The organism is Ventosimonas gracilis (assembly GCF_001580025.1).
Taxonomy (GTDB): Bacteria; Pseudomonadota; Gammaproteobacteria; order Pseudomonadales; family Pseudomonadaceae; genus Ventosimonas; species Ventosimonas gracilis.
Genome location: NZ_LSZO01000005.1, coordinates 12,491 through 38,916, shown reverse-complemented (window position 1 = coordinate 38,916; position 26,426 = coordinate 12,491). Strand labels below are relative to the sequence as shown.

At 53.4% G+C, this 26,426-nt stretch carries 20 protein-coding genes; 4 read left to right on the top strand and 16 right to left on the bottom strand.

Annotation, left to right across the window (positions count from 1 at the left end; genetic code table 11):
• Positions 1 to 461 precede the first annotated feature (461 nt).
• The gene (locus AXE65_RS13445) at positions 462 to 917 is read right to left on the bottom strand and encodes a hypothetical protein (RefSeq protein WP_153015345.1); all 456 of its coding nucleotides are present in this window, start codon (positions 915 to 917) and stop codon (positions 462 to 464) included.
• 14 nt (positions 918 to 931) lie between these two features.
• Here AXE65_RS13445 and AXE65_RS00470 point away from each other — a divergent pair, with 14 nt between their 5' ends.
• Positions 932 to 2,638: a DEAD/DEAH box helicase gene (locus AXE65_RS00470; protein WP_068386465.1), complete on the top strand. Its 1,707-nt coding sequence runs from the start codon at positions 932 to 934 to the stop codon at positions 2,636 to 2,638.
• Between the two features lie 128 nt (positions 2,639 to 2,766).
• Here the strand turns inward: AXE65_RS00470 and metE are convergent, their stop codons facing one another.
• The gene (gene metE / locus AXE65_RS00465; protein WP_068386462.1) at positions 2,767 to 5,061 is read right to left on the bottom strand and encodes a 5-methyltetrahydropteroyltriglutamate--homocysteine S-methyltransferase; all 2,295 of its coding nucleotides are present in this window, start codon (positions 5,059 to 5,061) and stop codon (positions 2,767 to 2,769) included.
• Between the two features lie 225 nt (positions 5,062 to 5,286).
• Positions 5,287 to 5,694, bottom strand: a complete 408-nt coding sequence (locus AXE65_RS00460; protein WP_068386459.1) for a RidA family protein — start codon at positions 5,692 to 5,694, stop codon at positions 5,287 to 5,289.
• A gap of 347 nt (positions 5,695 to 6,041) precedes the next feature.
• Here AXE65_RS00460 and phbB point away from each other — a divergent pair, with 347 nt between their 5' ends.
• From phbB to phaC, 3 genes are all read left to right on the top strand, one after another.
• Positions 6,042 to 6,788 (top strand): acetoacetyl-CoA reductase, encoded by a 747-nt coding sequence (gene phbB / locus AXE65_RS00455; RefSeq protein WP_068386456.1) that lies wholly within the window; start codon positions 6,042 to 6,044, stop codon positions 6,786 to 6,788.
• Between the two features lie 56 nt (positions 6,789 to 6,844).
• The gene (locus AXE65_RS00450; protein WP_068386453.1) at positions 6,845 to 7,996 is read left to right on the top strand and encodes a hypothetical protein; all 1,152 of its coding nucleotides are present in this window, start codon (positions 6,845 to 6,847) and stop codon (positions 7,994 to 7,996) included.
• A gap of 64 nt (positions 7,997 to 8,060) precedes the next feature.
• Positions 8,061 to 9,758, top strand: coding sequence for a class I poly(R)-hydroxyalkanoic acid synthase (gene phaC / locus AXE65_RS00445; RefSeq protein WP_068386449.1), 1,698 nt, complete (start codon positions 8,061 to 8,063; stop codon positions 9,756 to 9,758).
• A gap of 142 nt (positions 9,759 to 9,900) precedes the next feature.
• Here the strand turns inward: phaC and truA are convergent, their stop codons facing one another.
• The 13 genes from truA to AXE65_RS00380 all read right to left on the bottom strand — a co-directional run bounded on the left by truA (position 9,901) and on the right by AXE65_RS00380 (position 26,409).
• Entirely contained in the window at positions 9,901 to 10,713 is an 813-nt protein-coding gene (truA, locus tag AXE65_RS00440; protein WP_239685010.1) for a tRNA pseudouridine(38-40) synthase TruA, read from the bottom strand.
• Between the two features lie 323 nt (positions 10,714 to 11,036).
• Positions 11,037 to 13,232, bottom strand: coding sequence for a motility hub landmark protein FimV (locus tag AXE65_RS00435; protein WP_068386443.1), 2,196 nt, complete (start codon positions 13,230 to 13,232; stop codon positions 11,037 to 11,039).
• Between the two features lie 312 nt (positions 13,233 to 13,544).
• Complete coding sequence (locus AXE65_RS00430) at positions 13,545 to 13,940, bottom strand: ClpXP protease specificity-enhancing factor (protein ID WP_068386440.1); 396 nt, start codon at positions 13,938 to 13,940, stop codon at positions 13,545 to 13,547.
• A gap of 141 nt (positions 13,941 to 14,081) precedes the next feature.
• Positions 14,082 to 14,873, bottom strand: coding sequence for a cytochrome c1 (locus AXE65_RS00425; protein WP_068386437.1), 792 nt, complete (start codon positions 14,871 to 14,873; stop codon positions 14,082 to 14,084).
• Entirely contained in the window at positions 14,873 to 16,084 is a 1,212-nt protein-coding gene (locus tag AXE65_RS00420; protein WP_068386434.1) for a cytochrome b, read from the bottom strand. Before AXE65_RS00420 ends, AXE65_RS00425 begins: the two co-directional genes overlap by 1 nt.
• A complete protein-coding gene (gene petA, locus AXE65_RS00415) occupies positions 16,084 to 16,683 on the bottom strand; it encodes a ubiquinol-cytochrome c reductase iron-sulfur subunit (RefSeq protein ID WP_153015346.1) in 600 nt (199 codons plus the stop codon). Before petA ends, AXE65_RS00420 begins: the two co-directional genes overlap by 1 nt.
• A gap of 309 nt (positions 16,684 to 16,992) precedes the next feature.
• Positions 16,993 to 17,391 carry a 30S ribosomal protein S9 gene (rpsI, locus tag AXE65_RS00410; RefSeq protein ID WP_068386428.1) on the bottom strand — a complete coding sequence of 133 codons (399 nt, stop codon included), beginning with the start codon at positions 17,389 to 17,391 and terminating at the stop codon, positions 16,993 to 16,995.
• A gap of 11 nt (positions 17,392 to 17,402) precedes the next feature.
• Complete coding sequence (gene rplM / locus AXE65_RS00405; protein WP_068386425.1) at positions 17,403 to 17,831, bottom strand: 50S ribosomal protein L13; 429 nt, start codon at positions 17,829 to 17,831, stop codon at positions 17,403 to 17,405.
• 212 nt (positions 17,832 to 18,043) lie between these two features.
• Positions 18,044 to 18,766, bottom strand: coding sequence for a DUF4198 domain-containing protein (locus tag AXE65_RS00400; protein ID WP_068386420.1), 723 nt, complete (start codon positions 18,764 to 18,766; stop codon positions 18,044 to 18,046).
• A 38-nt stretch (positions 18,767 to 18,804) separates the two neighbouring features.
• The gene (locus AXE65_RS00395; protein ID WP_068386417.1) at positions 18,805 to 20,955 is read right to left on the bottom strand and encodes a TonB-dependent siderophore receptor; all 2,151 of its coding nucleotides are present in this window, start codon (positions 20,953 to 20,955) and stop codon (positions 18,805 to 18,807) included.
• A 186-nt stretch (positions 20,956 to 21,141) separates the two neighbouring features.
• A complete protein-coding gene (gene zapE, locus AXE65_RS00390) occupies positions 21,142 to 22,239 on the bottom strand; it encodes a cell division protein ZapE (RefSeq protein WP_068386414.1) in 1,098 nt (365 codons plus the stop codon).
• A gap of 34 nt (positions 22,240 to 22,273) precedes the next feature.
• A complete protein-coding gene (gene trmA / locus AXE65_RS00385; protein ID WP_068386411.1) occupies positions 22,274 to 23,362 on the bottom strand; it encodes a tRNA (uridine(54)-C5)-methyltransferase TrmA in 1,089 nt (362 codons plus the stop codon).
• The gene (locus AXE65_RS00380) at positions 23,359 to 26,409 is read right to left on the bottom strand and encodes a multidrug efflux RND transporter permease subunit (protein WP_068386408.1); all 3,051 of its coding nucleotides are present in this window, start codon (positions 26,407 to 26,409) and stop codon (positions 23,359 to 23,361) included. Before AXE65_RS00380 ends, trmA begins: the two co-directional genes overlap by 4 nt.
• Positions 26,410 to 26,426: the final 17 nt, after the last annotated feature.

Sequence of the window (26,426 nt, the reverse complement as noted above, 5' to 3'; positions counted from 1 at the left end):
GTTCAATCATCGACATGAAAACATCTATCTGGCCTTGCTAAAATTACTGCGTGAACAGCCGCTTTGATCGCGTTTGCTTCCTAAGACCCCTATTATTACTAGAATCCCTTTGAATATAAAAATCCGCCTCGCTGTGCTGCTGTCCCCACGGACGCTGGCCGCGCAAGATTCGGGGGGAGGGCATCTCCCTGCCCGCCGGTTTGTTGACAGAAGCGCTACAGCAGTTGGCCGAGCGATGGTCATCCCGAATTTGAAAAAAAACCTTTGTTCGTGGTCGTCTGGAAGGCTATGTAAGCGATAACCTCGGTTTACTGTTTTCTTACAGCGGGAGACGCTCAACAATACCAGCTTATTTTTATTCGTCGCACTTGGTCGATGCCAATGGCCGCGAAAAAGAAAAGCAATGGTTAAGACAGGATAATTATCTTTGGCTCTTCCTTAACTTGGGATATGCGTTTGGGTTACAAACTATCGCTATTTGAAAAACAACAGGCGTTTGTCAATATCGATGTGTTTAATGTAATGGACAGAATGACCGTGTACGGCACCAGTGCCGCCGTTAACAGCTCGCCACTGCCACCAGTTCTGGTTGGAAATGGGCTATGAGTTTTAGCTAAAAGCAATAAAAAGAACATTGGCAACAGCACCCATTTATTATTGGGAGTATCTTCCGTTATGACCCTAACGCGCCGCCAATAAAAACTTCCCCTTGGCGCATTTTTTGCTGTATACTTCGCGCCGGTTTTCTGGCGGCTCTTTGCCTTCAGGCTCTTTGCCTTCAGAAGATCCCCATCTGAACGTTCGCAACGCGAACCTTTACCGCAAACATCTTTCGCAAAATCCCTTATCCGACCGGTGGCTGGGTGGCTTTTACGCCGTTTCTGGCAGGTGCACAGCCTTGGGGGCTTGCGAAGCAAGAGGCAATCCCCCAATGAGTGTGACATCTGACCCTATTATTCAGCCAACCAGCGGCGGCTTTGCCGCGCTTGGCTTGCCCGCACCGCTGCTCGCCGCCGTGCAGGATACCGGCTATGAAGAGCCGTCCCCCATTCAAGAACAGGCCATTCCGCTGATTTTGGACGGCCATGATTTGATTGGTCAGGCGCAGACCGGCACCGGCAAAACCGCCGCCTTTGCTCTGCCTATCCTGTGCCGTCTGGATTTGGCGCTGCGAGCGCCGCAAGCCTTGGTACTTGCGCCGACGCGCGAGCTGGCGCTGCAAGTGGGCGAAGCCTTCGAAACCTACGCCAAGCATTTGACTGGGGTTAAGGTCGTCGCCATTTACGGCGGTGCGCCGATGGGGCCGCAGCTTAAAGCCATCCGCCAGGGTGCACAGATTATTGTGGCAACGCCGGGCAGACTGTGCGACCACCTGCGCCGCGACGAATCGCTGCTTTCCAGCGTGCGCCAGTTGGTGCTCGATGAAGCCGATGAAATGCTCAAACTAGGGTTTATGGACGACCTTGAGGTCATCTTTGATGCCATGCCCGAAGAGCGTCAGAGCGTGTTGTTTTCGGCGACCCTGCCGGCCTCCATCCGCTCCATTGCTGAACGCCATTTGCGCGAACCCAAGCAGGTCAAAATCGCTGCCAAAACGCAGACCGTCACCGCCATCGAACAAGCGCATTTGATGGTGCATGCCGACCAGAAGACCGCCGCCGTGCTGCGTTTGCTGGAAGTCGAAGCCTTTGACGCGTTGATTGCTTTTGTTCGCACCAAACAGGCTACGCTGGACTTGGCGCAGGCACTGGAAAACAAAGGCTACAAAGTCGCTGCGTTAAACGGCGATATTGCGCAAAACCAGCGTGAGCGCGTGATCGAATCGCTGAAAAATGGTCGCCTTAACATAGTCGTTGCGACCGACGTGGCGGCGCGTGGGCTGGATGTGCCGCGTATTACCCACGTGCTCAATGTCGATATGCCCTACGACCCGGAATCCTACGTGCATCGCATTGGCCGCACCGGTCGTGCTGGTCGCACCGGTCGAGCGCTGCTGCTGGTCACTCCGCGCGAGCGGCGCATGCTGCAAGTGATCGAGCGGGTCACAAGGCAAAAAGTCGCCGAAATTCAATTGCCGAATGCCAAGCAAGTGCTGGATGCGCGGATTGGCAGGCTGGTAGACCGTCTGCGCCCGCTGCTGGAAAATACCGGTGAGCGTTTTGAGTCGCTGCTTGAACACTTGTTGAGTGAACTGGATTGTAACGAACGTACGCTCGCGGCTGTATTGCTCGCCAGCCTCACCCAAGGACAAGCGCTGACACTGACTGAAATCGACCGCGAAGCACCGCAAGTCCCCGCCGCAGGCGGCAGCCCACGTGAACGCAGTCCTCGCCGCAGCGGTGAGCGAAGTGAGCGCGGCGAAAGAAGCGAAAGCCGCGCACTGCCGCCACTGCGCGAAGGTTTTACCCGCTGCCGCACGGCCCTTGGCACGCGCGACGGCGTGGCCGCCCGCAACCTGCTGGGAGCCATTCTTAACGAAGGCGACCTCACTCGCGACGACATCGGGCGTATTCAAGTCCGCGAAACCCACAGTTTGGTTGAACTGCCGGAAGCAGGCTTGGAGCGCCTGCTGGGAAAACTGAAAAACACCCGTGTGGCCGGTAAAGCGCTAGGACTGCGCCGCTACCGGGAGGATTAAAAAGCAGCGAGGATTAAAAAACCGCCCGTACTAAAAAACGGCGGCTCGCAAATAAACGAGCCGCCGTTTTTTGTAGCCTCTTTTGCAGCCCTCTCGCGCATCTGGGAGAGGGCAGGGAAGGCGCCGTCTTAAGCGGCTTCAGTTACTGTCTCACGCAGGGTTTGCGCAGCCTCAACCATGTTTTTCAGCGCGGCTTCGGTTTCCGGCCAAGCGCGGGTTTTTAGGCCGCAGTCGGGGTTAACCCAGAGCCTTTGCGCGGGGATGCGCTGCATGGCTTTTTCCATCAGCGCGGCCATTTCCGAAGCGGGCGGCACGCGCGGCGAGTGGATGTCGTACACGCCAGGACCAATCTCATTGGGGTAGGCGAAGCGCTCAAAGGCATCGAGCAACTCCATATCCGAACGCGAGGTTTCGATGGTGATGACATCGGCATCCATTGCGGCGATGGATTCAATCACGTCGTTGAACTCGCTGTAGCACATGTGGGTGTGGATTTGCGTATCGTTGCGCACACCGCAGGCGGTCAAGCGGAAGGCTTCGGTCGCCCAATCCAGGTAGTGTTGCCAAGCGCTTTTGCGCAGCGGCAAGCCTTCGCGGAAGGCGGCCTCGTCAATCTGCACGATTTTGATACCGGCGGCTTCCAGGTCAACCACTTCATCACGAATGGCGAGGGCGAGTTGCCGTGCTTGTTCTTCGCGCGAGACGTCTTCACGCGGGAAGGACCACATCAGCATGGTCACAGGCCCCGTCAGCATGCCTTTCATGACTTTTTGCGTCTGGCTTTGTGCGTAGCTAATCCACTCGACGGTCATCGCTTTCGGGCGCGACAGGTCGCCGTAAATCACCGCCGGTTTCACGCAGCGCGAGCCGTAGCTTTGTACCCAGCCAAAGCGGGTAAACAGGTAGCCGTCGAGCTGTTCGGCAAAGTATTCGACCATGTCGTTACGTTCGGCCTCGCCATGAACCAGCACGTCCAGCCCGATGCGCTCCTGGAAGTCCACCGCATGGCGGATTTCTTTGCGCATGGCTTCGACATAATCCGTTTCGCTGATTTGCCCTTGTTTAAAGGCTTGTCGTGCTTTGCGGATGTCGGCGGTTTGCGGGAAGGAGCCGATGGTGGTGGTGGGAAAATCGGGCAAGTCCAAACGGGCGCGTTGCAGGTCAATACGCTCAGCAAAAGGCGCATGGCGGCGACTGTCTTCGGGCTTAACCGCAGCCAGACGTGCTTTAACTTCAGCTTTGTGGATGCGTTTGGAGTTGGCGCGGCTTTGCTGCACTTGCTGACTTTCGGCAATTGCGGCATCACGGCTGCCGGGCTGATTGATAGCGGCGGCGAGCGTGGCGACTTCGGCGCATTTTTGTGCGGCAAAGGCGAGCCAGCTTTTCAGTTCCGCGTCCAGCTTGTCTTCACGGGCAAGGTCTACTGGGCTGTGCAGCAGCGAGCAGGATGGCGCAATCCACAGTCTCTCACCCAAGCGCTCATGCGCATGTTGCAAGGTTTGCAGCGCTTTTTGTAAATCACAGCGCCAGATATTGCGGCCGTTGACCAGTCCCAGCGAGAGCACTTTGTAAGCGGGCAGACGGTCGAGAATGGACGGGTACTGCTCGGGCGCACGTACCAAATCGATATGCAGACCATCGACCGGCAGATTGGCGGCAAGCCCTGTGTTGTCTTCCAACCCGCCAAAATAGGTGGCGAGCAGTTTTTTTAGCGGCTCGCGTTGCAGCAGGTTGTAGGCGCGTTCAAAGGCGTTTTTCCAGTCTTGCGGCAAATCCAGCACGAGGATGGGTTCGTCGATTTGCACCCACTCCACACCCTGCTTGGCGAGGCGCTGGAAAATCTCGCCGTACAGCGGCAGCAGGCGGTCGAGCAGGTCGAGCTTGTTGAACTCCGCTCCTTTGGTTTTCGCAAGCCACAGCCAAGTCATTGGACCGATGACCACAGGCTTTACCTTATAGCCTTGTGCACGAGCCTCATCGACCTCTTCAAAGAGTTGTTCCCAGCTAAGTTTAAACTGCTGATTCTGCTGAACTTCTGGCACCAAATAGTGGTAGTTGGTATCGAACCACTTGGTCATCTCTTGCGCGTGTGCACCGCCGCAGCAAGCGCTTTCGCGCACGCCACGCGCCATGCCGAACAGGGTGTCCAGCGTCGGCTTGCCCTCTTTTGGCGCGAAACGCTCAGGAATTGCGCCGAACATCAGCGAATGGGTCAGCACTTGGTCGTACCAAGCAAAATCACCCACCGGCAGCAGCTCAATGCCAGCGTCTTGTTGCAGTTTCCAGTGCGCGGCACGCAGATCGCTGCCGACTTTACGCAGTCCTGCTTCGTCAAGCTCGCCCTTCCAATAGGCTTCAAGGGCTTTTTTCAGCTCGCGGTCGCGGCCGATACGGGGAAATCCAAGGTTGTGTGCCAAGGCCATTACAGCGTCCTCACGGGTTTTGTGGTTAATGACGGCTATTGTCGGCGGATAGCCATCATGAAGCAATCTCAATTGTTTTTAGATAAAGTTGAATTTTTCTTATGTTGCGGGGATAAGTTGGGATGCGTTTTCCCTGCTACAAGGCAAAAGCGTGCGTCTTTTCCCCTCGCTCAGTGCGGCGCGAGGGTGGGGCATAAGCCTGTTTATGCTGGCACTTTACACGGCTCAATCGGTGATGATCGCAGTGACCCGGATTTCCACCCGCATCTTGGGATCGCCCAGTGCCGTCACGCCCAGGCACGTCCAGATCGGCGCATGCTGTGGCATGTGTGTACGGAATAGCCGAGACATGAGGGCATTGACGGCGAGGGCAGTGGAGGCAAAATCGACATGGTAGGAATTGACCTGGATGACGTGTTCCCATCCAGCTCCGGCGGTCTTCAGCGTGCGGGTCAGGTTGTCGAACGCTTGGGCGATTTCATCTTCAAGTGATTCGGGAAATTCCCAATCGTCATGCCAGCCGCCTTGCCCTGCGGTTTCAATGCGGTTGCCGACCTTGACCGCCTGGGAATAGTAAAAGTTTTCACGCAGTCGCTCGCCGTAGCCGGGGGTGACGAAAAATTCGGGTTGCATGGCAGGACTCCTGTAAGGTGGAAACCATTGAAAACATCGTGCGCGAATCGCGAAGTCTGTTGACTGGCATCATGATGTCTTTTGGCTGTTCAAGCATAAAATTCAGGGCATAATACTTTCGAGTGCGTCTTGTGCGGCAATCCTCGCATCATAGGCAATACAGGCGACATGACTATCTCAGGATGAGAGCTCGGACGCAGTGCCGTTGCGCATCGAAACGGTCAGCAAAACGCGCTTTCCAGCCGGTAAAACAATCTCCGCTCAAATGAACGGCTCACTGTGCAAGGAGGCACTGCTTCCACAATCCCACCAATCCCATCAATCACAGTAGTTTTGAGGAAACCAATATGTCCAATTCCAAACGCATTGCCTTGGTCACTGGCGGCACCGGCGGGCTGGGCACCGCCATCAGTAAGCGTTTACACCAGGACGGTTTTACCGTAGTTGTTACCTGTAGCCCCGGCTCAAAACGCAAGCAAAGCTGGCTGGAGGAACAACAAGCAGCCGGTTTTACCTTTCATGCGGTCGATTGCGACATCCGTGATTGGGACAATACGCAAAAATGCTTCGAGCAAGTCCGTAGCGAGATTGGGGCGGTCGATGTCCTGGTTAATAACGCTGGCATTACCCGCGATACCACTTTCCGCAAAATGACTCCAGAGCAATGGCGAGAAGTGATTGATACCAATCTCAGCGGCCTGTTCAATACCAGTAAACAAGTGATTGAGGACATGCTGAAAAAAGGCTGGGGGCGGATTATCAATATCTCCTCGATTAACGGCCAACGCGGCCAGTTCGGTCAGACTAACTATGCCGCCGCCAAAGCTGGGGTACACGGTTTTACCATGTCGCTCGCGCGTGAGGTTAGCGGCAAAGGCATTACCGTTAATACCGTATCGCCGGGCTATATCATGACCAATATGGTCACAGCCATTCGCCAGGATATTCTCGACGGTATGATTGCCCAAGTGCCGGTCGGGCGTTTGGGAGCGCCGGAGGAAATCGCCTCGATGATCGCCTGGCTCGCCTCGGAAGAATCAGCCTACGCCACCGGCGCGGACTTTTCGCTTAATGGCGGGATGAATATGCAATAAATCAAATTCAGCGACCATCTTAAAGCACGGGTGGTCGCTGCTAATTAGGGGGGATGATGAAAGCAATAATTGCAGCTTTGCTCGCTATCATTGTATTAAGCGGATGTGCTTTTTATAGCCAGAAAGATTATTTTATGCGCTGGCATAATGTGGCCTCTGGCAACTATTATCTCATCGCAGAGCAGGGCAGCCTGTTGTTTGATGATCCGGAAATTCTAAAACAATACCGCCATCAAGTGCGTAGCAGGAAGCTTAAGTCGGTAAAAGGCAGTCTTTGCAAAAATCCCTTGGAGGTGATTGCCATGACGTTTCTTTGTCTTATCCCGGTCAAGGTCAAGGAAAAGGCTGACAATACACTTCAGTTAATCCATCGAAAAAAAGGACTGGTGCGAAGATTGGGAGATAACCAGACCTACTCTATGCCCCGTGAAATGTACCAAACCGGGAAAAGACTTCGCCGTGAAGAGGTTTGGCGGTATCGGGATGCATTTTTAGAGCGCATTTCGCAATTGGAGTCGATCGAAGGCGTTAACATTTTGCATGCCAGCAAGGTCGAGACACCCGTCGATATCAACCCCGACGAGGAGTATATTGTCAATATTTATCTTCCCTTGCTTATCTCCCCACATAAAGACGATGATTTTAGTTTTCCTGAAAAAAAGATAAAGGCTGAATTAGAGGAATATTTAGTCCGGCAAATGCGCGAGTGGGATATTGAAAAATACCAGTTGACCAAGATTTCCCATGCTCGTCACTCGGAAACTACTTACGGCAAAATATATTTACATGAATATTATCGTCCATTATTTAAAACGCCAGATGTCAGGCCGAGTATAACCGGTTATAGAGCGGATGCTTTCGCTTTGCAAATTAAATGCAACAAGTCTTGCGCAGAATTGTTGGAAAGCCAGCCATCTTTCAATTGGCTGGCTGAAAAAATACCTCATGCTGAATTTATTGGCAAAGTGAAAGCGTTAATTGAGAGTATGGGCGGAGAATTTAATCCTGAGTTTACTATTGCCGATGGTTATATTGGTTTGCCGCCGGATTATTTTAATAGCTCTAAGCGCTACAACCTTGCTGGAAAGGTGGAAGTGATAAAACAGTTGCCTGAAAAAGTTACGTTACGCCTTGTTTGGCAATACGATATAAATCGCGCTTTGCAAGGCGTTTATCCAGTGGAACTTAGCCAATATCCAGCCAAATAATCACACTGTTCTTTGTCTTTCTTTGCTAAAATCGCCTTTTATTTTTTGACCGAGACTTTTAGCAATGAATGCGCCGTTTGCATCTTACTGGCCTGCCCAGGTCAATTTTTCCACCCACCCGATATTGCAGCAATTGCCCTTGTGGCTTGCGCAGAACCCGTGGTTTGCCGAGTTCGACCAAACGGGTTGGTTTGAGCCGGATAGTAAGGCGCTGGAAGCCTTGCAGGCGGATTATCAACAAAAACTAGCGGAGCTGGGGCAAAAACTGCTGCGCGGCGAGGCGCTGGAATTTACTGACCCGCGCTTTTCCGGCAAGGCTTGGTCGCAGCCGCTGTTTGGCTCGGTCGCCGCACTTTATCTGCTGAACTCGGATTATCTGCAAAAACTGATAGCGCTTTTGCCCATCCAGCAGGCAAAACCGCGCGAGCGTTTGCTTTATTTGGTTGAGCAGAGTATTGCCGCCAGTGCGCCCAGCAATTTTTTGCTGAGCAACCCGGATGCCTTGCAACAGATGGTCAATACCGGTGGCGCGAGCCTGTTTACCGGTTTGCAGCATTTATTGTCGGATATGCAAGAAGGCCGCTTGCGCCAATGCGATGCGGGCGAGTTTAAAGTGGGCGTTGACCTTGCCACTACGCAAGGTGATGTAGTGTTTGAGAATGAAATCTTTCAGCTTATCCACTACCGCCCGCTGACTGAGATGCAGTACCGCACGCCGCTGCTTATCGTGCCGCCCGCCATCAACAAGTACTACATTCTCGATTTAAAGCCGGAAAACTCTCTGGTTAAGCACTTGTTGGAACAGGGCTTTCCGGTCTTTTTAATTTCCTGGCGCAATTTTGGCGAGGCGCAGTCGCATTTGCGCATGGATGATTTTGTGCAAGACGGCGTGATTGCCGCCATCCGTGTGGTGCGTGCCATCAGTGGTTTGCGCAAGATCAATTACCTGGGCTTTTGCATCGGTGGCACTTTGCTGTGCAGTGCTTTGGCGGTGCTGGCCGCGCGTGGCGACCGTGAAGTTGGCAGCGTCAGCCTGCTGACGGCCTTTTTGGACTATGTCGATACCGGCAAAATCGACGTATTTGTCGATGAACAACTGGTCAGCTACCGCGAGCGCACCATCGGCGGCAAAGACGGCACGCCGACCGGCCTGTTCCGTGGCGAAGACATGGGCAATACCTTCTCCCTGCTGCGCCCGAACGAGCTTTGGTGGAACTACCACGTTGGCAAATATCTAAAAGGCGAGAAACCCAAGACGCTGGATTTGCTGTTCTGGAACAACGACAGCACCAACATGCCAGGGCCGATGTACTGCTGGTATCTGCGTCATACCTATCTGCAAAACGACTTTAAATCCGGCACCCTGAAACTCTGTGGCGAGACGGTGGATTTGCGCACTATCGACGCAGATACCTACATCTTCGCTGCGCGCGAAGACCATATCGTGCCCTGGCACAGCGCCTATGCCAGCACCCGCCTGATGCCCGGGGCTTGCCGCTTTGTGCTGGGTGGCTCCGGGCATATCGCCGGGGTGATCAATCCGCCGGCGAAGAAAAAACGTGGGTTTTGGACTAACGAGACGATCACAGAAAACGCCGATGACTGGATGGCAAATGCCAAGCAGCAAGAAGGAAGCTGGTGGCCGGATTGGTTTGCTTGGCTTGCAGCGCGCGGCGGCGAGCAGGTTCCGGCCAGGCAACAAACGGGCAGCGCCGAATACCCGCCGCTAGAAGCCGCCCCCGGGCGTTATGTGACTGAGTAGTTTTTCACCGCTCCCCAGCCCTCTCCCGCAAGCGGGGAGGGCTGGGGAGGGCAGGAAAAAACGGTCTCACTTTTCTTGACCGCTATTGCTTTTAAGTTTTGAACAAACTCGCCCGTGCTGATTGCACCGATAATAAGATGTCTTATGCCAGCGCGGATAAAAAGTGCGGGCCAAGGTAGCGTTGTGGCAGGGCAAATTCTGACGGGTAGTACACCCGTACCAAATACAGGCCGTGCGGGTGGGCGGTGATACCGCCGGCTTTACGCTGCCGTCCTTGTAGCACTTCGCTTGCCCAATCGACTGGCTTATAGCCGCTGCCGATACTCATTAAGACGCCTGCAATATTGCGCACCATATGATGCAAAAAGGCATCGGCTTGAATATCCAGCACGATAAATTGACCGAACTTGAGCAGTTGCAGATGCTCAATCTGCTTGATGGGCGACTTGGCTTGGCAGCCGCTGGCGCGAAAGGCGCTAAAGTCATGCCGTCCTAATAGGCAGCGGCTGGCCTTTCGCATCTGCTCAATATTGAGCGGTCTGTGGTTCCAAGTGACTTCATCGGCGAGATGCGCCGGACGAATGGGGTCGTTGTAAATCACATAGCGGTAGCGTCTTGCCAGGGCAGAAAAACGCGCGTGAAAGTGTTCGGGTACGACTTGCGCCCAAGTGACGCTAATATCCGGCGGCAAATTGGCATTCGCGCCCATTACCCAGGCGGACAGCGGGCGTTGTGCGCGGCTATCAAAGTGCACCACTTGCCCGCTGGCGTGCACCCCGGCATCGGTGCGTCCGGCGCAGAGCACCTCGATGGGTTCGTTCGCTACCGAAGACAGGGCGTTTTCAACCGCCTGCTGCACCGAGGGTACTTCGGGTTGACGCTGCCAGCCGCGATAGCGTGTGCCTTTGTATTCCAGACCCAGCGCAATGTGCTGGATGTTTTCTGTGCTGTGCATACTCATTCGATAAAAAAGCCCCAGCGTGGGTTAGGGTCTGCTCCCGCTTCAAACGTGGCCGCGACGGAGGCAGATTTTGTGCGCAGCAAGGCGCGAGAAGAGAAATTTGCTCATGCAAATGAACGACGAGCAACACAGCGGCGCACAAAATCTGCCCCGTCCCTTCGGGCTGCGCCCAAAATTTCGCCATACGGCGTTGTAGCCCTTGCCAAGGTTGTACACATTGGCGGCAGGCTGCGCCTAGTCTGGCGAAATTTTGAGCAGCAGCGCGGCTCGCGTTTGAAACGAGAACAGACCCTGGAGCTTTTGATTAAAGGCAGGGTTTAAGCGAGGCTGGTCATCAGCTCTTGGGCTTGCGTTTTCTGGCTGGCGCTGCCTTCGGCCATGACTTCATCCAAGATGTCGCGGGCGCCTTCCATATCGCCCATGTCGATATAGGCGCGTGCCAAATCAAGCTTGGTTTCCGTCTCATCGGTGCCGTTTAAGAAGTCAAAGTCATCGTCTGCGGCTTTGAACTCTTGCGCTTGGCGCGGCTTGGGTTGTTCAGATTCGGCCATGGCTTGAACGGTTGGTGCGCCAATGTCGTTAAGTTCGGCAAAATCCAGCGCGTCCAGATCCTCGGCAGTGGTATTGGCAGAGGGTTCATCCAAGGCAAAATCGCCCAAAGGTTCATTGAACGCCTCATCCTCAGCGATAAAGTTAAATTCATCGACCTTATCTTTATTCAGCAAAGGCTTCGCAGTGGCCTTTGGTGTTTCTGGCAAATCCCGTGCTATAGGTGGTGTTGGGTTCGCCTTCGGTTCAGCTTCAAATTTCAGGTCAAAGTCGGCAAAGTCATCCAGTTCAAGCGAGCTGTTGTTAAGCGTTTCGCTTGTGGGTGTATCGGCCAAGAGCAGCGAATCGAGGTCGGTATCTGTTGCTGCGCTTATGTTGTCGAATGGTTTTCCTTGGTTCTGCCGCAGCGGTTGTTCCGGCAACAGGTCATTAAAGGTGGGGTCAGGCAAATCCAAGCCCGCCGTGAAGTCTGTTTGCTGTTTGCTTTCTGCGGTAGCGAGTTCGGCTTCCAGTTCACGCTCGGCCCACTTTCTGGCATTACGCCGTGATTGCCCCATTAGCAACAGCAGGACGAGCAGTAATGTCACTCCGCCAGCGACCCAGAGCAGCATGGGATTTTCAAGCAGGCGTTCCCACCATTGTGGTTCACTCGGGGTGTCGCTGGTCGCCTGTGGCTGAGCCGTGTTGCTGCTGGACGCTTCATCGTTTGCGGGATATGTGGTTGCAACTTCTGGCTCAGTACTGGAGATATTTTCCTGCACGACGGATGGGCTATCCGTGTTGGGATAGCTTGGGATGTTGTTGGCAGCATTGGCCTCAGTGCTGGCCAACTGGCTCTGCAGATTGGCGAGGCTGGCATCTTTTAGTTCAACCAGGCGCTTGAGTTTTTCAACCTGTTCTTCAAGGTCGCTTACGCGGCTTTTTAGTTCAGCGCTCTCGCGGCGGCTGCTGTCCAGATTTTCCTGTGCGGCGGCCAAGCGCTCATTCAGCGCCGAAGTGCCTTCACTGGTGGCAGAGACCAGTCGCAGATTATCTGTAGGTTCTGTCCGGCTCGCTGTACCCACCGCCTCGCGGTTGGTCGCATTGATTTGTCGCTGTGCGGTTGCCGCGCCACGGCTTTCGAGCCAAGCATCGTTTTGCGCGGCGACTTGGCGCAGCGCTACGGCGACGCTTCGTTTGTTGATTTGCTGCTCATCCGGCAGGCGTAGTATTTGGCCTTTTTTTAGCAAATTGATGTTGTTATTGATAAAGGCCTGTGGGTTGAGGTCTTGAATGGCGAGCATGGTCTGGTGCACAGTGCTGCCGCTTGCGCCGAAGTTATTGGCTATCTCCCACAGCGTGTCATTGCTCTGGGTCTGGTATTCGCTGGGTGCTACCACAGAAGATGTCGTTTGCGCCGCTTCTGCTGTGGCTGGGCGCGTTGGCTGTACTGGGGGCTGCGTTGGCGGTGTGGCACGGGACGGATGCTGTACTGCAGGAGGTGTGGCAGCAACGGCAGGGCGTCCAGGTTGAGGTGCGGCTGTTCGTGCGGGAGTGGGGGCTGTTGCCTGCTGCGTTGGCGCATAGAGGGGCGGATCGAGCAGCAGTGTGTACTCACGCAGCATGCGCCCATTCGGCCAGATGACCTCAATCAAAAAACTTAAATAAGGCTCACGAACCGGCTTGCTGGAGGTGACAATAATATTGCCCTGCGCTCCTTGCAGTCTGGGGCTGAATTTAAGGTCGGTCAAGAAATACGGTCGGTCAAGCCCCACGCGCTCAAAGGCTTCAGGCGAAGCCAGGCGGACAATGACTTCATTCGCATCCAGTCCGGCTGCTTCAAACAGTGCAATTTTCGCATCCAGTGGCTGATTTAATCTGGAATTGAGGCTGACTTCACCAACGCCCAGTGCATGCGCCGCACTGGCCACAGCCATTGCCACAAACAGCGAACTTAACCGCAGCAGTCCATGTAGCCGAATCATTATCAGGTCCCCTGTTCCAATTTTGAGTAACAATCCAATAGATATAAAATTTACTGATACCAGCCAATTGGGCATCTTTACCACTTTATCTTTATTTGGCTAGCTACTACCCACTGCAAACATCCTTGTTTGGGTCTTCCCGCCACTTTTGTCATTTATTCAAGAAAAGACAGTATGTGGCTATTTCTACTGCTGCCGGGTGTTTTTTCGGTAGCTTTAAAAAACCGTACCGCGCCGACCCAGAGAGCGTTTTTTAATCCATTTACCAGAATTTGTCAGCATTTTTTACAAGATGGACAATTTCTCAGTCATTTATTTGACGACCCGAAGCGTCGGTCTGCCGCTCGGACGCGGCGGCTTGTCCGTTGGCGGCGGATCTTCATCTGTGGGAGTGGGGGCAGGCTCTTGATTAAAGGCCATGCCTTGGCCGTCTTCACGTGCGTAAATCGCCAGCACCGCGCCTACCGGAATATACAACCGGTAGGCCACACCGGCAAAACGCCCTTCAAACGACAGCGCTTCGTTGTCTGCGTGCAGATGACGCACCGCCGAGGGTGATAGGTTGAGCGTAATCTGTCCGTTTTTGGTAAAACCGGCAGGAATTTGTATGCCAGCGTACTCAGCGTTCACCAAAATATGCGGAGTGCAGTTATTATCCAAAATCCATTCGTACAGCGCACGGATAATGTAGGGTCTGCTTGAGGTCATAAGGAAAAACCTTCAGTTTTTGGTGCCATCCCAAGGTTTTCCAAAAAGGAATGAAATCATCTGATCGATACATCCGTCGCACCAGCCAAAACTTGAGGCTGTGCAGCGGTATTGTCCAACAAACGGGTTTGTCATGCCACACTAATGCACGTCTTTCCAGTACTCTCGCTTGAGCAAATAAGCGAAAACAAAGAAAAACGCTAAAAATAACAGTACATAAGTGCCGATGCGCTGGCTTTGCAGTTTGACCGGATTGGCTGAGTAAGCAAGGAAGGTGACAAGGTTTTTCACCGTTTCATCAAACTCGGCCTCGCTCTGGCTGCCGCTATTGGGCAACACGACCAGTTGGTCACAAGCTTCGTGGGTCAGCGGAGTGCCGGTCAGCGGGTCAACCTGCTTTTTGCCATCCTGCACTATGGGGACTTGTTTGCAGCCCAATACTTGCCGCCCTTGCAGGTCAGTTAATACATTGGGCATGCCGACATTGGGGAATACGCGGTTATTCACGCCCCAAGGCCGCGACGGGTCTTCGTAAAAAGAACGCAGATAGCTGTACAGCCAGTCGGTACCGCGTACACGGGCGACCAAGGTTAAATCCGGCGGCGCTGCGCCGAACCAGACTTTGGCATCGGCCTCGGTCATGCCGATTTTCATATGGTCGCCAATCTTCGCGCCGGTAAAGACCAGATTTTCCAGCATTAAATCTTCTGGAATCGCTAAGTCATTGGCGAGGCGCTCGTAGCGCTGGAACTTGGCGCTGTGGCAGCCCATGCAGTAGTTGGCAAAGGTGCGTGCACCGTCTTGCAGCGCGGCTTTGTCGGTTAAATCAATGGCGACTTTATCGAGTACAACACCTGCATCGGCAGCCAGTACAGGCAGGGATAAAGCGCCAAACAATGCGCTAAATACAGCGCTGAAAATAATTTTTTTCATCAGCCGGTTACTCGCTCTGGAACGGGTTTGGTCCGCTCTAACCTGGTGTAAAAGGGCATCAGGATGAAGTAGGCGAAATACAATACCGTGCACACTTGCGACAGCAGGGTGCGCCCGGGCGTTGGCGACATCACGCCAAGCACGCCCAAGATGATGAAGGACAGGCAGAAAATCAGCAGCGCCAGCTTGCTTAACCAGCCTTTGTAGCGCATGGATTTAACCGGACTGCGATCCAGCCAGGGCAGTACAAACAGCACGGCAATGGCCGCGCCCATCGCAATCACGCCCATCAGTTTGTCCGGCACCGCGCGCAAGATGGCGTAGAACGGCGTGAAGTACCAAACCGGCGCGATATGTTCCGGCGTTTTCAGCGCGTTGGCCTGCTCAAAGTTGGGTTTTTCGAGGAAATAACCGCCCATTTCCGGAAAGAAGAACACCACCGCGCAGAACACAAACAAAAACACCACTACGCCGACAATATCTTTGACCGTGTAATAAGGATGAAAGGGAATGCCATCCAGCGGCACGCCGTTTTTGTCCTTGTTCTTTTTGATTTCGATGCCGTCCGGATTGTTTGAGCCGACTTCGTGCAGCGCCAGAATATGCAGCACCACCAAACCCAGTAGCACAATCGGCAGGGCAATCACGTGCAGGGCAAAGAAGCGGTTTAAGGTAATGCCGGAAATCAGGTAGTCACCGCGAATCCACTGCGTCAGGTCATCGCCAATCAGCGGTATCGCGCCAAACAGCGAGATAATCACCTGCGCGCCCCAGTAGGACATTTGTCCCCAGGGCAGCAGGTAGCCCATAAAGGCTTCGGCCATCAGGCACAGATAAATCAGCATGCCGAAAATCCACACCAGCTCGCGCGGCTTTTGGTAAGAGCCGTACAAGAGGCCGCGGAACATGTGCAGGTAGACCACGATAAAAAACGCCGAAGCGCCAGTGGAATGCAAGTAGCGGATAATCCAGCCGAACTCCACATCACGCATGATGTATTCGACCGAGGCAAAGGCTTCTTCGGCTGACGGGGTAAAGCTCATGGTCAGCCAAATGCCGGTGACAATCTGATTGACCAGCACCAGCAAGGCGAGTGAGCCGAAGAAGTAAAAGAAGTTAAAGTTTTTCGGCGCGTAGTATTTGGACAGATGATCTTCCCACATCTTGGTGGCGGGAAAACGCGCATCAACCCATTGCATCAACTTGCTCATCAGGCAGCCCCTTGGTCGATGCCGACAACAATCACATCATCGGATTCATAGGAATGTGGCGGCACCGGCAGATTAAGCGGCGCGGGCTGCGCTTTGTAGACACGTCCGGCCAAGTCGTAGCGCGAGCCGTGGCAAGGGCAGAAATAGCCACCCAGCCATTCTTTCCCCAAGTCTGCCGGAGCGACTTCCGGACGGAAGGACGGCGAGCAGCCAAGGTGCGTGCAAATACCAATCAGCACCAACACTTCAGGCTTGATGGCGCGGTTTTCCGGATTGACGTAAGCAGGCTGGCTGGAGGCTTGGGAGTTAGGGTCGGACAGTTCGCCATTGGCTGCAAGTTTGCCCAAGTTGGCGATAGTCTCGTCGTTTCTGCGCAAAATAAAGACCGGTTGCCCGCGCCATTCGGCAACCATCTGTTGGCCGACTTCAATTTTGCTGATATTGACCTTAACTGGCGCACCGGCGGCTTTGGCCTTGGCGCTTGGAAACCAAGAGCCGACGAAGGGCACCGCCGCGCCCACCGCTCCGGCAGCTCCGACCACGGACGTAGCGGCGACCAAAAAGCGCCGTCTGCCCGGATTTACGCTGTCTGGTTGCAGGTACTGGTCGGTACCTGCAAGTTCACTGCTCATTCAGTTATCTCCCCTCGGCTGGGTATTGACTGCCATTGTTATTCAGGCTTGGTTAAATGCTGGCCACTACTGGCTTAAGCTGCAAAAAATTCGCCTGATGGTAAAGAAAAACCCTACCTCTGACAAGGTAATCAGTGTCGCATGGCTTTGTCGCAAGCCGCATCGGATAGCGCTTTGCCGGTTGCGCGACAGCCTGTCACAAGCACTTTTGGCTATTTAAAATAGCGGATAAAAAAACGCCCGATATAACAATCGGGCGTTTTTGCGGCTGAAAAATCAGCGCTTGGAGTATTGCGGGCGTTTGCGTGCTTTGTGCAGACCGACTTTTTTACGCTCAACTTCACGCGCATCGCGGGTCACAAAACCGGCTTTGCGCAGAGCGCCGCGCAGGCTTTCGTCGTATTCCGTCAGCGCACGGGTTATGCCGTGACGGATGGCACCGGCTTGGCCGCTGATGCCGCCGCCGCTTACCGTGACGTAAATGTCAAATTGACCGCTGGTTTGCGTGAGCTCCAAGGGTTGACGCACGACCATGCGAGCCGTTTCACGACCAAAGAAGGCATCAAGAGAGCGGCGGTTAATGGAGATATTGCCGCTGCCCGGGCGCAGGAAAACCCGCGCGGTAGCGGTTTTACGACGGCCAGTGCCGTAGTTTTGTGCAGATGCTGAAGGCATGTGGATTTCCGTCAAATCGTAAGAACTTGGGGTTGCTGGGCGCTGTGTGGATGCTCGCTGCCCTTGTAGACCTTGAGCTTGCGGTACATGTCACGCCCCAAGGGGTTTTTCGGCAGCATGCCTTTGACCGCGATTTCAATAATGCGCTCCGGTGCACGGGCGAGCAGTTTTTCAAAACCGATTTCTTTGATGCCACCCGGAAAGCCCGAGTGCGAGTAGTAGGTTTTGTTGGCTGATTTGTTGCCGGTGACGCGGATTTGCTGTGCATTGATCACGACGATGTAGTCACCGGTATCAACGTGCGGGGTGTATTCGGGTTTATGTTTGCCGCGCAGACGGGCAGCAATTTCGCTGCAAAGACGCCCCAAGGTCTGCCCAGCGGCATCGACTACGTACCAGTCGCGGCGGACGGTTTGTGGTTTGGCAGTAAAGGTTTTCATGCGTGCAGAGCCTTGAAGGCCACCTGTGAAAAAACAAGACGGCGGATTTTACAGAAGAAGAATAGGTTGTTGCAATGCTTTGTCGGCTTAAAGTTGAGCCTTTACTTAAAGGCACACCAAGCGGGCGCGGATTATGCCGCGCTCTGGGCAAATATCAAGGGGTTTAGGCATAAAAGAGGAAGCGCGGTTAGCGCTTCCTCTTGATAAGCGCCTTAGTTGGCAGCGACAAAGCTCAAGGTGCTTTCCATGCCGATTTTATCGGCATCGGGATGGCCTTCCAGCTTTAAGGTATAGCTTGCGGCGATCACATTAAGGGCGCCGTTACGCACCACTACTTCGGCGCGACCATCCTTGTCGGTTTCAAAGCTGGCGACATGGTCCATATTGCGGTAGTCCTCGGTGATTTTAACGCCAGCCAAGGGTTTGCCGTCGAGCAGCACGCGCACCGGCAGCGTGTCGCCGGCTTTAAGTACGGTAGGGTCGGTTTCTGGAATAACGGCCAGGCGAAGCTCGCTTAAGTTGCTTGGGATTTTGGCTCCTTTTTGTAAAACAGCGAGGTTGTATTTCCAGTAATTGCCGGAACTTATGGCATCCGCTACTTCTGAGCGGCCTTTGTTGACCCAGGTTTTGTCGGCTTTTTGCGTGTAGTAGCCGTTATCCAACGAGGAGGCAATGACCGCTGCATCGCCTTTTGGCAATAAGCGCACGTGAGTTTCCAAAGGTATTGTCTGCACGGTCACTTTTTTGCCGTTTTTATCAAACCCCCAGGCACCGTGGAACTTGGAAGTGGGATAAGCATCGTCAGAGCCGTGTCCGTAAACCACTTCCAGACTGCCGCGGCGTTCTTCCAGCCAAATGCCGTGAGCGGATGCGTAGCTTGCGGTGAGCAGGCTCGCAGCGAGTAAAAGTGTGGTGGGAAGGTTTGTGATACGCATGTGAAATCTCCTTGGGAGTGGGTGGGGCAAAATTGTGATCAGAAGTTAAAAGTGGCGCTGATATTTAAGTTGCGCGGCTCGCCGGGTAAATGCCAAACATTGCCGAAGCCGCGCTCATAGTATTTGCGATTAAACACATTGTTCAGGTTAAGCCCGAGATTTAAATTGTCCGTTGCTTGCCAGCGAGAGAGCAGGTCAACTGTGGTATAAGCGGGTAGTTTTAGAGAGCCTTTGCGCTGAGTAACGGCATTGCGCTCACCGACGTGGTTGACCGCCGCACCGATATTGGAGCCTTCCTCAAACTGATAAACCGTCATTAAGCTGGCATTATGTTGTGGCGTATTGGCAAGCTTTGCGCCTTTTTGTGCGGATGCGCCTGTTGCGATACCTTTAAGCACTTTGGTATCAATAAAAGCATAAGCGCCAATAATGCGCAGATTATCGGTTAATTGACCGGCAAGCTGTAGGTCAAAACCTTGGCTGCGGACTTTGCCGGCGGCAATATTTTTATTCATGTTTGCTGGATCGGTCATGCTGACGTTTTCTTTTTCAATATAAAACGCCGCCACTGTTGCGCCTAATCGACTATCGAATAAATCCAGCTTTAAGCCGCTTTCATAGCCTAAGCCTTTTTCCGGCTTAAGCACGCCGCCTTCGCCATCGGAACCATTGGGTTTAAACGAAGAGCCGACACTGGCAAACGATGAAAGCTGCGGCGTCCATTTATAGACAATACCGGCTCGTGGAGCGACAACGTCTTTTTTCTGTGAACGTTTTGAATAGGTAACAGGATTTGCTTGGCCCGCAGGCGGTGTGTTAGTGCCGCGTATGGTTTGTTCAAAGTGCTCAATACGCACGCCGAATAAGCCATGCCATTGTTCATTAAACTCTATTTGATCCGCCAAGTTAATGGCGTAGCTTTCCGTATAGTCGCGGTCATAAGTTTGCCTCCCAGTTAAGGCGGGCTTAGGCTGTCCGTAAATAGGGTTATGGATATTGATCGGGTAATTATTTGCAGGGTCGCTATAACGAATATGAAAGCGGTTATGGTAATTCTCATATTCCACACCGGCAAGCAGTTGGTGATGCCAGCCGGCCAGCTCGAAATTGCCGTGCAACTCGGCATGGGTGGCAATATCTTGCGCATTAAAACCATCACGCAAACGCCAGTAGCGATCCAGTATGCCGGTTGCTGAATTGGGTGCACCTGATGATTCAGTCGCCGCGCCATCCAGATCACCGTGCAGATATTGTCCGGCTAAGCGCAGTTTCCAATGTTCATTTAATAAATGCTCAAAGCTGATATGCAGTATTTGCGAGTCGGTGCGGATTTTCCCATCATTCGGCTCACCCAGGAAGTTGCTGATGTTGACCGCGCCGGTTTTACCATTAACGGCGGGAACACCACGGTCAAAAACGACATCGGTGCGCGAAAACTCGGTATCAATAAAAAGACTGCTGTTTTCATTGATTTGCCAAAGTAAATTAGGGCTAATCACTTGCCGCTGGTTTTCTATATGGTCACGAAAACTGCCGTTATCTTCTATCGCCAGATTAACCCGCACCAGCAAACTGCCGTCGTCGGTTAATGGGCGATTAATATCCAATGCCGTGCGGTATTTATCCCAGCGTCCGGCACTGATTTTAAGTTGATTAAAGGCCTCCGTTTGTGGGCGTTTAGTCACCATATTGACTAACCCGCCAGGGTCGCCGCGACCAAATAAGCCGGAGGCAGGGCCTTTAAGCACTTCCACCCGTTCCAGGTTGGAGGCATCCGGCGGGCTGATAAAGCCGCGGTTGATGGGAAAACCATTGCGGTAAATCTCGCCGGTATTAAAGCCGCGCAAGTTGTAGCTGGAAATCTGCAAGCCGCCAAAGTTATTGCCGCGCGTCACGCCACCGGCAAAATCCAGTGCGCGCTCCATGCGCGAGCTGCCCAAATCGTCCAGCACTTCTTTGGGTACGACGCTGATCGCCTGCGGGATGTCTTCAATCGGTGTGTCGGTGCGTGTGGCGGTTGCTGAGCGCGTGGCACGGTAGCCTTCCACCGGACCTTCGGCGCGCTCTTCTTGGTGGCTGGAGGAGATGGCAATGGCATTCAGTTCCACGCTATCGCCATCTTGTGCCAAGGCTTGTGCGGATAAACCAAGCCCGAGCAGGGCGGCGGCAATGGGTGACAGATTGGTCATAAAGGTTATCCTTATCCATGAAATGATATGTTATAACATCTTTATTTGGTGAGCAAAGCCTATGAATACTACCGGGGAGCGGCAGATTTTCAGAAAATAGAATTAGAAACTAAATAATATTGTTTCAAGTTATTGTTTGCAACCTTTTTATGTTTTATTTTGCTTAAAACCATCGAGCGAGCCGTTTTAAGGCTTGTGCGGGCGGCAGAGGAATTCGTGGGATTGCATTTCCAGCAGGCGACTTAGTGTGCGCTGGAACTCAAAATTGAGCTTGCCGCCGCGGTAGAGGTCTTTTAGCTCGACTTCGGCGGACAAAATCAGCTTGACGTTGCGGTCGTAGAATTCATCGACCAGATTGATAAAGCGCCGTGCGATGTCGTCGTTATCGGCGCTCATTTGCTCGACATTGGCGAGGATGACGGCGTGGAAGATTTTGCCGAGTTCGATGTAGTCGTTCTGGCTGCGCGGGCCGTCGCAGAGTTCACGGAATTCAAACCAGGCGACGTCCTTGCACATGCGCACGACATGAATGGCTCTGCCTTCAATCATAATCGTCTGATTTTCCTGGGTTTGGCAGGCATCGGTACGCAGGCTTTCAAAGCTGTTTTGCAGGCTGGTATAGGCTCCGGCATCCAGCGGGCAATAGAACAGTTCGGCCTGTTCCAGTGCACGCAGGCGGTAGTCGATGCCGCTGTCTACGTTGACGATGTCGGTATGGTTTTTTAGCAGTTCAATGGCGGGCAGGAAGCGGGCGCGTTGCAGTCCGTCGCGGTACAGGCCGTCCGGCGCGATATTGGAGGTAGCCACCAGGGTAACGCCGTTTTTAAACAGTTCATCGAGCAAGGTGGCGAGAATCATGGCATCGGTAATGTCTGAGACAAAAAACTCGTCAAAGCAAATGACTCGCGCTTCTTTGGCAAAGCGGCGGGCAATTAAGGTTAGCGGGTTTTTCTCGCCTTTAAGTGCGGTTAATTCTTCGTGCACACGCTTCATAAAGCGGTGAAAGTGCGTGCGCATTTTTTGTTCAAACGGCAGCGCGTCAAAGAACGTATCGACCAGATAGGTTTTGCCGCGCCCAACCCCGCCCCAAAAATACAAACCCTTAACCGGTGCTTGGTTTTTCTTGCGTGGCAGCAGCCGACTGAGCAGCCTGCCATGCGTATGTCCGGCTCGCAGCAGGTCGTCGTACAGGCGCTGCAAATGGCGCACGGCGTTTTCTTGCGCCGAGTCGTGGAAAAAATCGTCTCGCGTCAAATCGGCCTGGTAGCGCTCAAGCGGGGTCATGATTGTTTCGTTCGGTAACAAAAGGGGCGCTACTCTAGCGCTTTTCGAGCAAAACGCCACATTCCAGATGATGGGTGTAGGGGAATTGGTCAAACAAAGCCGAGCGGCGGATTTGGTGGGTTTCGTTTAACCGCCTCAGGTTGTCCACCAGTGTTTCGGGATTGCAGGAGATATAAAGAATGCGTTTAAAGTCTTGGGCGAGTGCGCAAGTGGCGCTGTCCAAACCGGCGCGAGGTGGGTCTACCAAGAGGGTGCCGAACTGGTAATCGGACAGGTTAACCTGTGCCAGACGGCGGAAAACCCGCACGCCGGATAGTGCTTGGCCGACTTCTTCGGCAGACAGGCGCACCAGTTGCACATTATCAATGGCGTTTTCCAGCAGATTAGCGCGGGCGGCGTTGGTGGCGCTTTTGCTGATTTCGGTCGCCAGCACGCGGCGCACACCGCCTGCCAGCGGCACGGTGAAGTTGCCGTTGCCGCAGTAGAGTTCGAGCAGGTCGTCTTCCTGCTGCCCCAACGCATCGACGGCCCAGGCCAGCATTTTTTGGCAGACATCGGCATTGGGTTGGCTAAAGCTGCCTTCCGGCTGGCGATAGCGGTAGCGGCGCGAGCCGACTTGCAGCGCCTCGCAAACATAATCGCGGCCAATTACGAGACGCTGCCCGCGTGAACGGCCAATCAGGCTGACCTCAAGCTGCGCCGCCAGTGCTTGTGCTGCGCTCTGCCAAATCTCATCCAACGGGCGGTGATAGCACAGGGTAATTAGCGCATCCCCAGCCAGCGTGGTTAAAAACTCGACTTGAAACAGTCGTCCTGCCAGCGCCTCGCTCGCCCGCAGGGCCGCCGCCAATTGCGGCATAAGTTGATTGATACGGCGACTGGCAATGGGGAAGGCGTCTAAAAATATCGGCGAATGCTTATCGCCCGGCGCAAACATGGCGTAGTGACGCTCGCCATTTTCACGCCAAAGTCGAAACTCGGCACGCTGGCGGTAATGACTGCGCGGTGAATCAAAGACTTCCAGCGTTGGCGCGGCAAAAGGTGCAAGCAGCGCCTTAAGCCGCTCGCATTTGGCGGCGAGCTGCACATCGTATTGTTCGGGGAGGTAGTTGGGGGCGCTCATGCAGTCATCGTTTGCGGTTGTAGGGCGGGTCGTGCATCGGCTTTGGCGAGCAGGGTATAGACACAAGGCAGCACAAACAGGGTAAACAGTGTGCCAACACTCATACCGGTAGCAATCACCATGCCGATGTCAAAGCGGCTGACCGCGCCTGCGCCGCTCGCCAAAATCAGCGGCAGCATGCCAAAGACCATTGCCGCTGTGGTCATCAATACCGGACGCAAACGAATGGCGGCAGCCTCTTCTATCGCCTCGCGCAGACTGCGGCCTTGGTGGCGCAGTTGGTTGGCAAATTCGACAATCAAAATACCGTGCTTGCTGATCAGGCCAATCAGCGTGACCAGCCCGACCTGGGTATAGATATTCATTGAGGACAGCCCCAAAAACAGCGGCACCAGTGCTCCGCAGATGGACAGCGGCACGCTGACCAAAATCACCAGTGGGTCGCGGAAGCTCTCAAACTGCGCGGCCAGTACCAAAAAAATAATGGCGAGCGCCAGGGCAAAGGTGACGTAGAGCGCGTTGCCTTCTTGCACAAACTGGCGCGAGGCACCGGCGTAGTCGAAGGTATAACCGGCGAGCGCTTCTTCACGGGCAATTTGCAGCACAGTATCAATCGCATCGCCCATGCTGACAATCGGGAAGCCTTCCAGCGTAGCTGAGTTAAGTTGCTGAAACTGCTTAAGTTGGCGCGGTCTTGCCAGATCGGTGATGCTAATTAAGGCCGATAACGGCACCATCTGCCCGCTTTGGCTTTTTACGTAATAACTGCCCAGCCAGCTGGGGTTATCACGATAAGCGCGTTCCACTTGGGCAATGACTTTGTAGCTGCGCCCGTCCAGGGTAAAGCGGTTGATTTCCCCTTCACCCAGCAAGATCGCCAAAGTCGCGCCAAGCTCTTGCATGGAAACGCCCATTTGCGCCGCTTTTTCGCGGTCAATATCGACCTTAACTTCCGGTTTGTCGAAGGCCAAATCCAGCTTAAGTACCGCGAATTTACCGGATTCCAGGGCACGTGCCTTGACGCGTTCAGCCACCGCCGCCAGCGTCTGATAATCGCCGGGCGTTGTAATCACAAATTGAAAAGGCAATCCATCGGTGCCGGGTAGCGCGGGCAAGTTAAACGCAATCACTTCAAGACCGGGGATTTGTTGCAGCTTGGCACTGACCTCTGGCACCAGTTCCATTTGCGTGCGCTTTCGCTCGCTCCAGGGTTTGAGCAGCATGCCGCCAATAGCAGACTGCACGCCGTCGGTGCCGTTAATTTGAAAGGAGGAATAGTATTCGGGAAACTCCTTAAAAATCTTGACGAAGGGGTCGGTATAATGGCTTAAGTATTCCAGATTAGTCGGCTGCGGTGCTTGACTTACAATAAACACAATACCTTGGTCTTCATCCGGTGCGAGTTTGCGTTCAGTAAACATTAAAAACACCGGTATTAACAGTAAAACCAATAGCGCAAATACCAATAGCACCGAACGCGTATTTAACAGACTGTGCAGGGCGCGTTGATAACGGCGTTTTAAGGCGTCAAACAGATTATCCAGACGGTGCGCCAAACCGCTGGGGTTTTCTTCATGACGCAATAACTTGCTGCACATCATCGGCGATAAGGTTAAAGCGACTATGCCGGAAATCACTACAGCCCCGGCCAGGGTTAAAGCAAACTCTTTAAATAATGCGCCGGTTAAACCCTCCAATAAACCAATCGGCGCATAAACCGCAGCCAAGGTAATGGTCATGGATATTACCGGTACGGCAATTTCCCGTGCACCTTGTAATGCAGCATCAAAAGGTGTTTTACCTTCTTCAATATGCCGGTGGATGTTTTCTACCACCACAATCGCATCATCGACCACCAAGCCGATGGCGAGCACCATTGCCAGCAAAGTCAACAGGTTAATCGAATAACCCATTAACTGCATAAAAAATAATACGCCAATCATCGACAGCGGAATGGTAATGACTGGAATCACCACGGAACGGAGTGCGCCCAAAAATAAAAACACCACCACAATCACAATCAATACCGCTTCAGCCAGTGTAGTAATCACTTCATAAATGGACGATTGAATGAATTCCGTTGCATCATAAGCAATCGCCAGATTAAGCCCGGGCGGTAATTGCTGCTCTAATTCTGGTAATACTTTGCGTAATTCTGCGACTACATCCAACGGGTTGGCGGTTGGCGTACTTTTAATGCCCACAGCAACGGTAGGAATACCATTAAAGGAACTGACCGCGTTGTAACTCTGTGCGCCCATTTCTACCCGTGCAATATCGCGGATTTGTACGCGGCGGTCGCCAACCGTTTTAACCGGAATGCTGGCAAAAGCCTCTGGCGATTTTAAATCGGTACTGGCGTTAATGCTGGTAACGACATATTCACCTTTGACTTCCCCGGCCGCGGCGAGGAAGTTATAACTACGTACTGAGCGCGCAACTTCGCTCGCGGTTACGCCATAAGCAGCCATTTTGACCGGGTCCAGCCACAGGCGCATGGCAAAGACTTGGTTGCCGAAAATCTGTACTTCGGCAAGTCCCGGCAATCCTGCCAGTTTCGGCTGAATAACCCGCGATAAGTAGTCGGTAATTTGCGGTTTACTCATCTGCTCACTGTGAAAGCTGATATACATCAAAGCCGAACCCATTGCCGCTTCACGCGACAATACCGGGTCTTCGGCATCTTGCGGCAATTGGTTTTTGACTTCACCGGCTTTAGCCAATAAATCCACAAACAAACGGTCGCTATTGCTGCCGATACGAGCATAAATTTGAATAATGGAAACATTCTGTTGGCTGCGCGAAACCATATAATCAATGCCTTCGGCGCTCGCCAAACTTTGCTGTAACGGCTGCGTGATATAGCCTTGAATGGTTTCCGCATTGGCACCGGGATAAGCCGTGGTTACCGTAATCAGTGCGTTTTCCATATCGGGAAATTCGCGGATGGATAGTTTATTAAATGCCTGCAAACCCAGCAGGATAATCAGCAGACTAACCACGGTGGCCAGCACCGGACGGCGAATAAAGGGGTCGGTAAAAGTCATTATAAAATCCTTGGCAT

What these genes read in the sequence shown, in the direction of transcription:
- rpsI (WP_068386428.1), bottom strand. Translation starts at nt 17,391, where the DNA reads ATGCCTTCAGCATCTGCACAAAACTACGGCACTGGCCGTCGTAAAACC.
- AXE65_RS00425 (WP_068386437.1), bottom strand. Translation starts at nt 14,873, where the DNA reads ATGAAAAAAATTATTTTCAGCGCTGTATTTAGCGCATTGTTTGGCGCT.
- AXE65_RS00400 (WP_068386420.1), bottom strand. Translation starts at nt 18,766, where the DNA reads ATGCGTATCACAAACCTTCCCACCACACTTTTACTCGCTGCGAGCCTG.
- AXE65_RS00470 (WP_068386465.1), top strand. Translation starts at nt 932, where the DNA reads ATGAGTGTGACATCTGACCCTATTATTCAGCCAACCAGCGGCGGCTTT.
- AXE65_RS00450 (WP_068386453.1), top strand. Translation starts at nt 6,845, where the DNA reads ATGAAAGCAATAATTGCAGCTTTGCTCGCTATCATTGTATTAAGCGGA.
- phbB (WP_068386456.1), top strand. Translation starts at nt 6,042, where the DNA reads ATGTCCAATTCCAAACGCATTGCCTTGGTCACTGGCGGCACCGGCGGG.
- rplM (WP_068386425.1), bottom strand. Translation starts at nt 17,831, where the DNA reads ATGAAAACCTTTACTGCCAAACCACAAACCGTCCGCCGCGACTGGTAC.
- AXE65_RS00435 (WP_068386443.1), bottom strand. Translation starts at nt 13,232, where the DNA reads ATGATTCGGCTACATGGACTGCTGCGGTTAAGTTCGCTGTTTGTGGCA.
- metE (WP_068386462.1), bottom strand. Translation starts at nt 5,061, where the DNA reads ATGGCCTTGGCACACAACCTTGGATTTCCCCGTATCGGCCGCGACCGC.
- AXE65_RS00460 (WP_068386459.1), bottom strand. Translation starts at nt 5,694, where the DNA reads ATGCAACCCGAATTTTTCGTCACCCCCGGCTACGGCGAGCGACTGCGT.
- trmA (WP_068386411.1), bottom strand. Translation starts at nt 23,362, where the DNA reads ATGAGCGCCCCCAACTACCTCCCCGAACAATACGATGTGCAGCTCGCC.
- truA (WP_239685010.1), bottom strand. Translation starts at nt 10,713, where the DNA reads ATGCACAGCACAGAAAACATCCAGCACATTGCGCTGGGTCTGGAATAC.
- AXE65_RS00420 (WP_068386434.1), bottom strand. Translation starts at nt 16,084, where the DNA reads ATGAGCAAGTTGATGCAATGGGTTGATGCGCGTTTTCCCGCCACCAAG.
- zapE (WP_068386414.1), bottom strand. Translation starts at nt 22,239, where the DNA reads ATGACCCCGCTTGAGCGCTACCAGGCCGATTTGACGCGAGACGATTTT.
- AXE65_RS00430 (WP_068386440.1), bottom strand. Translation starts at nt 13,940, where the DNA reads ATGACCTCAAGCAGACCCTACATTATCCGTGCGCTGTACGAATGGATT.
- phaC (WP_068386449.1), top strand. Translation starts at nt 8,061, where the DNA reads ATGAATGCGCCGTTTGCATCTTACTGGCCTGCCCAGGTCAATTTTTCC.
- AXE65_RS00395 (WP_068386417.1), bottom strand. Translation starts at nt 20,955, where the DNA reads ATGACCAATCTGTCACCCATTGCCGCCGCCCTGCTCGGGCTTGGTTTA.
- AXE65_RS00380 (WP_068386408.1), bottom strand. Translation starts at nt 26,409, where the DNA reads ATGACTTTTACCGACCCCTTTATTCGCCGTCCGGTGCTGGCCACCGTG.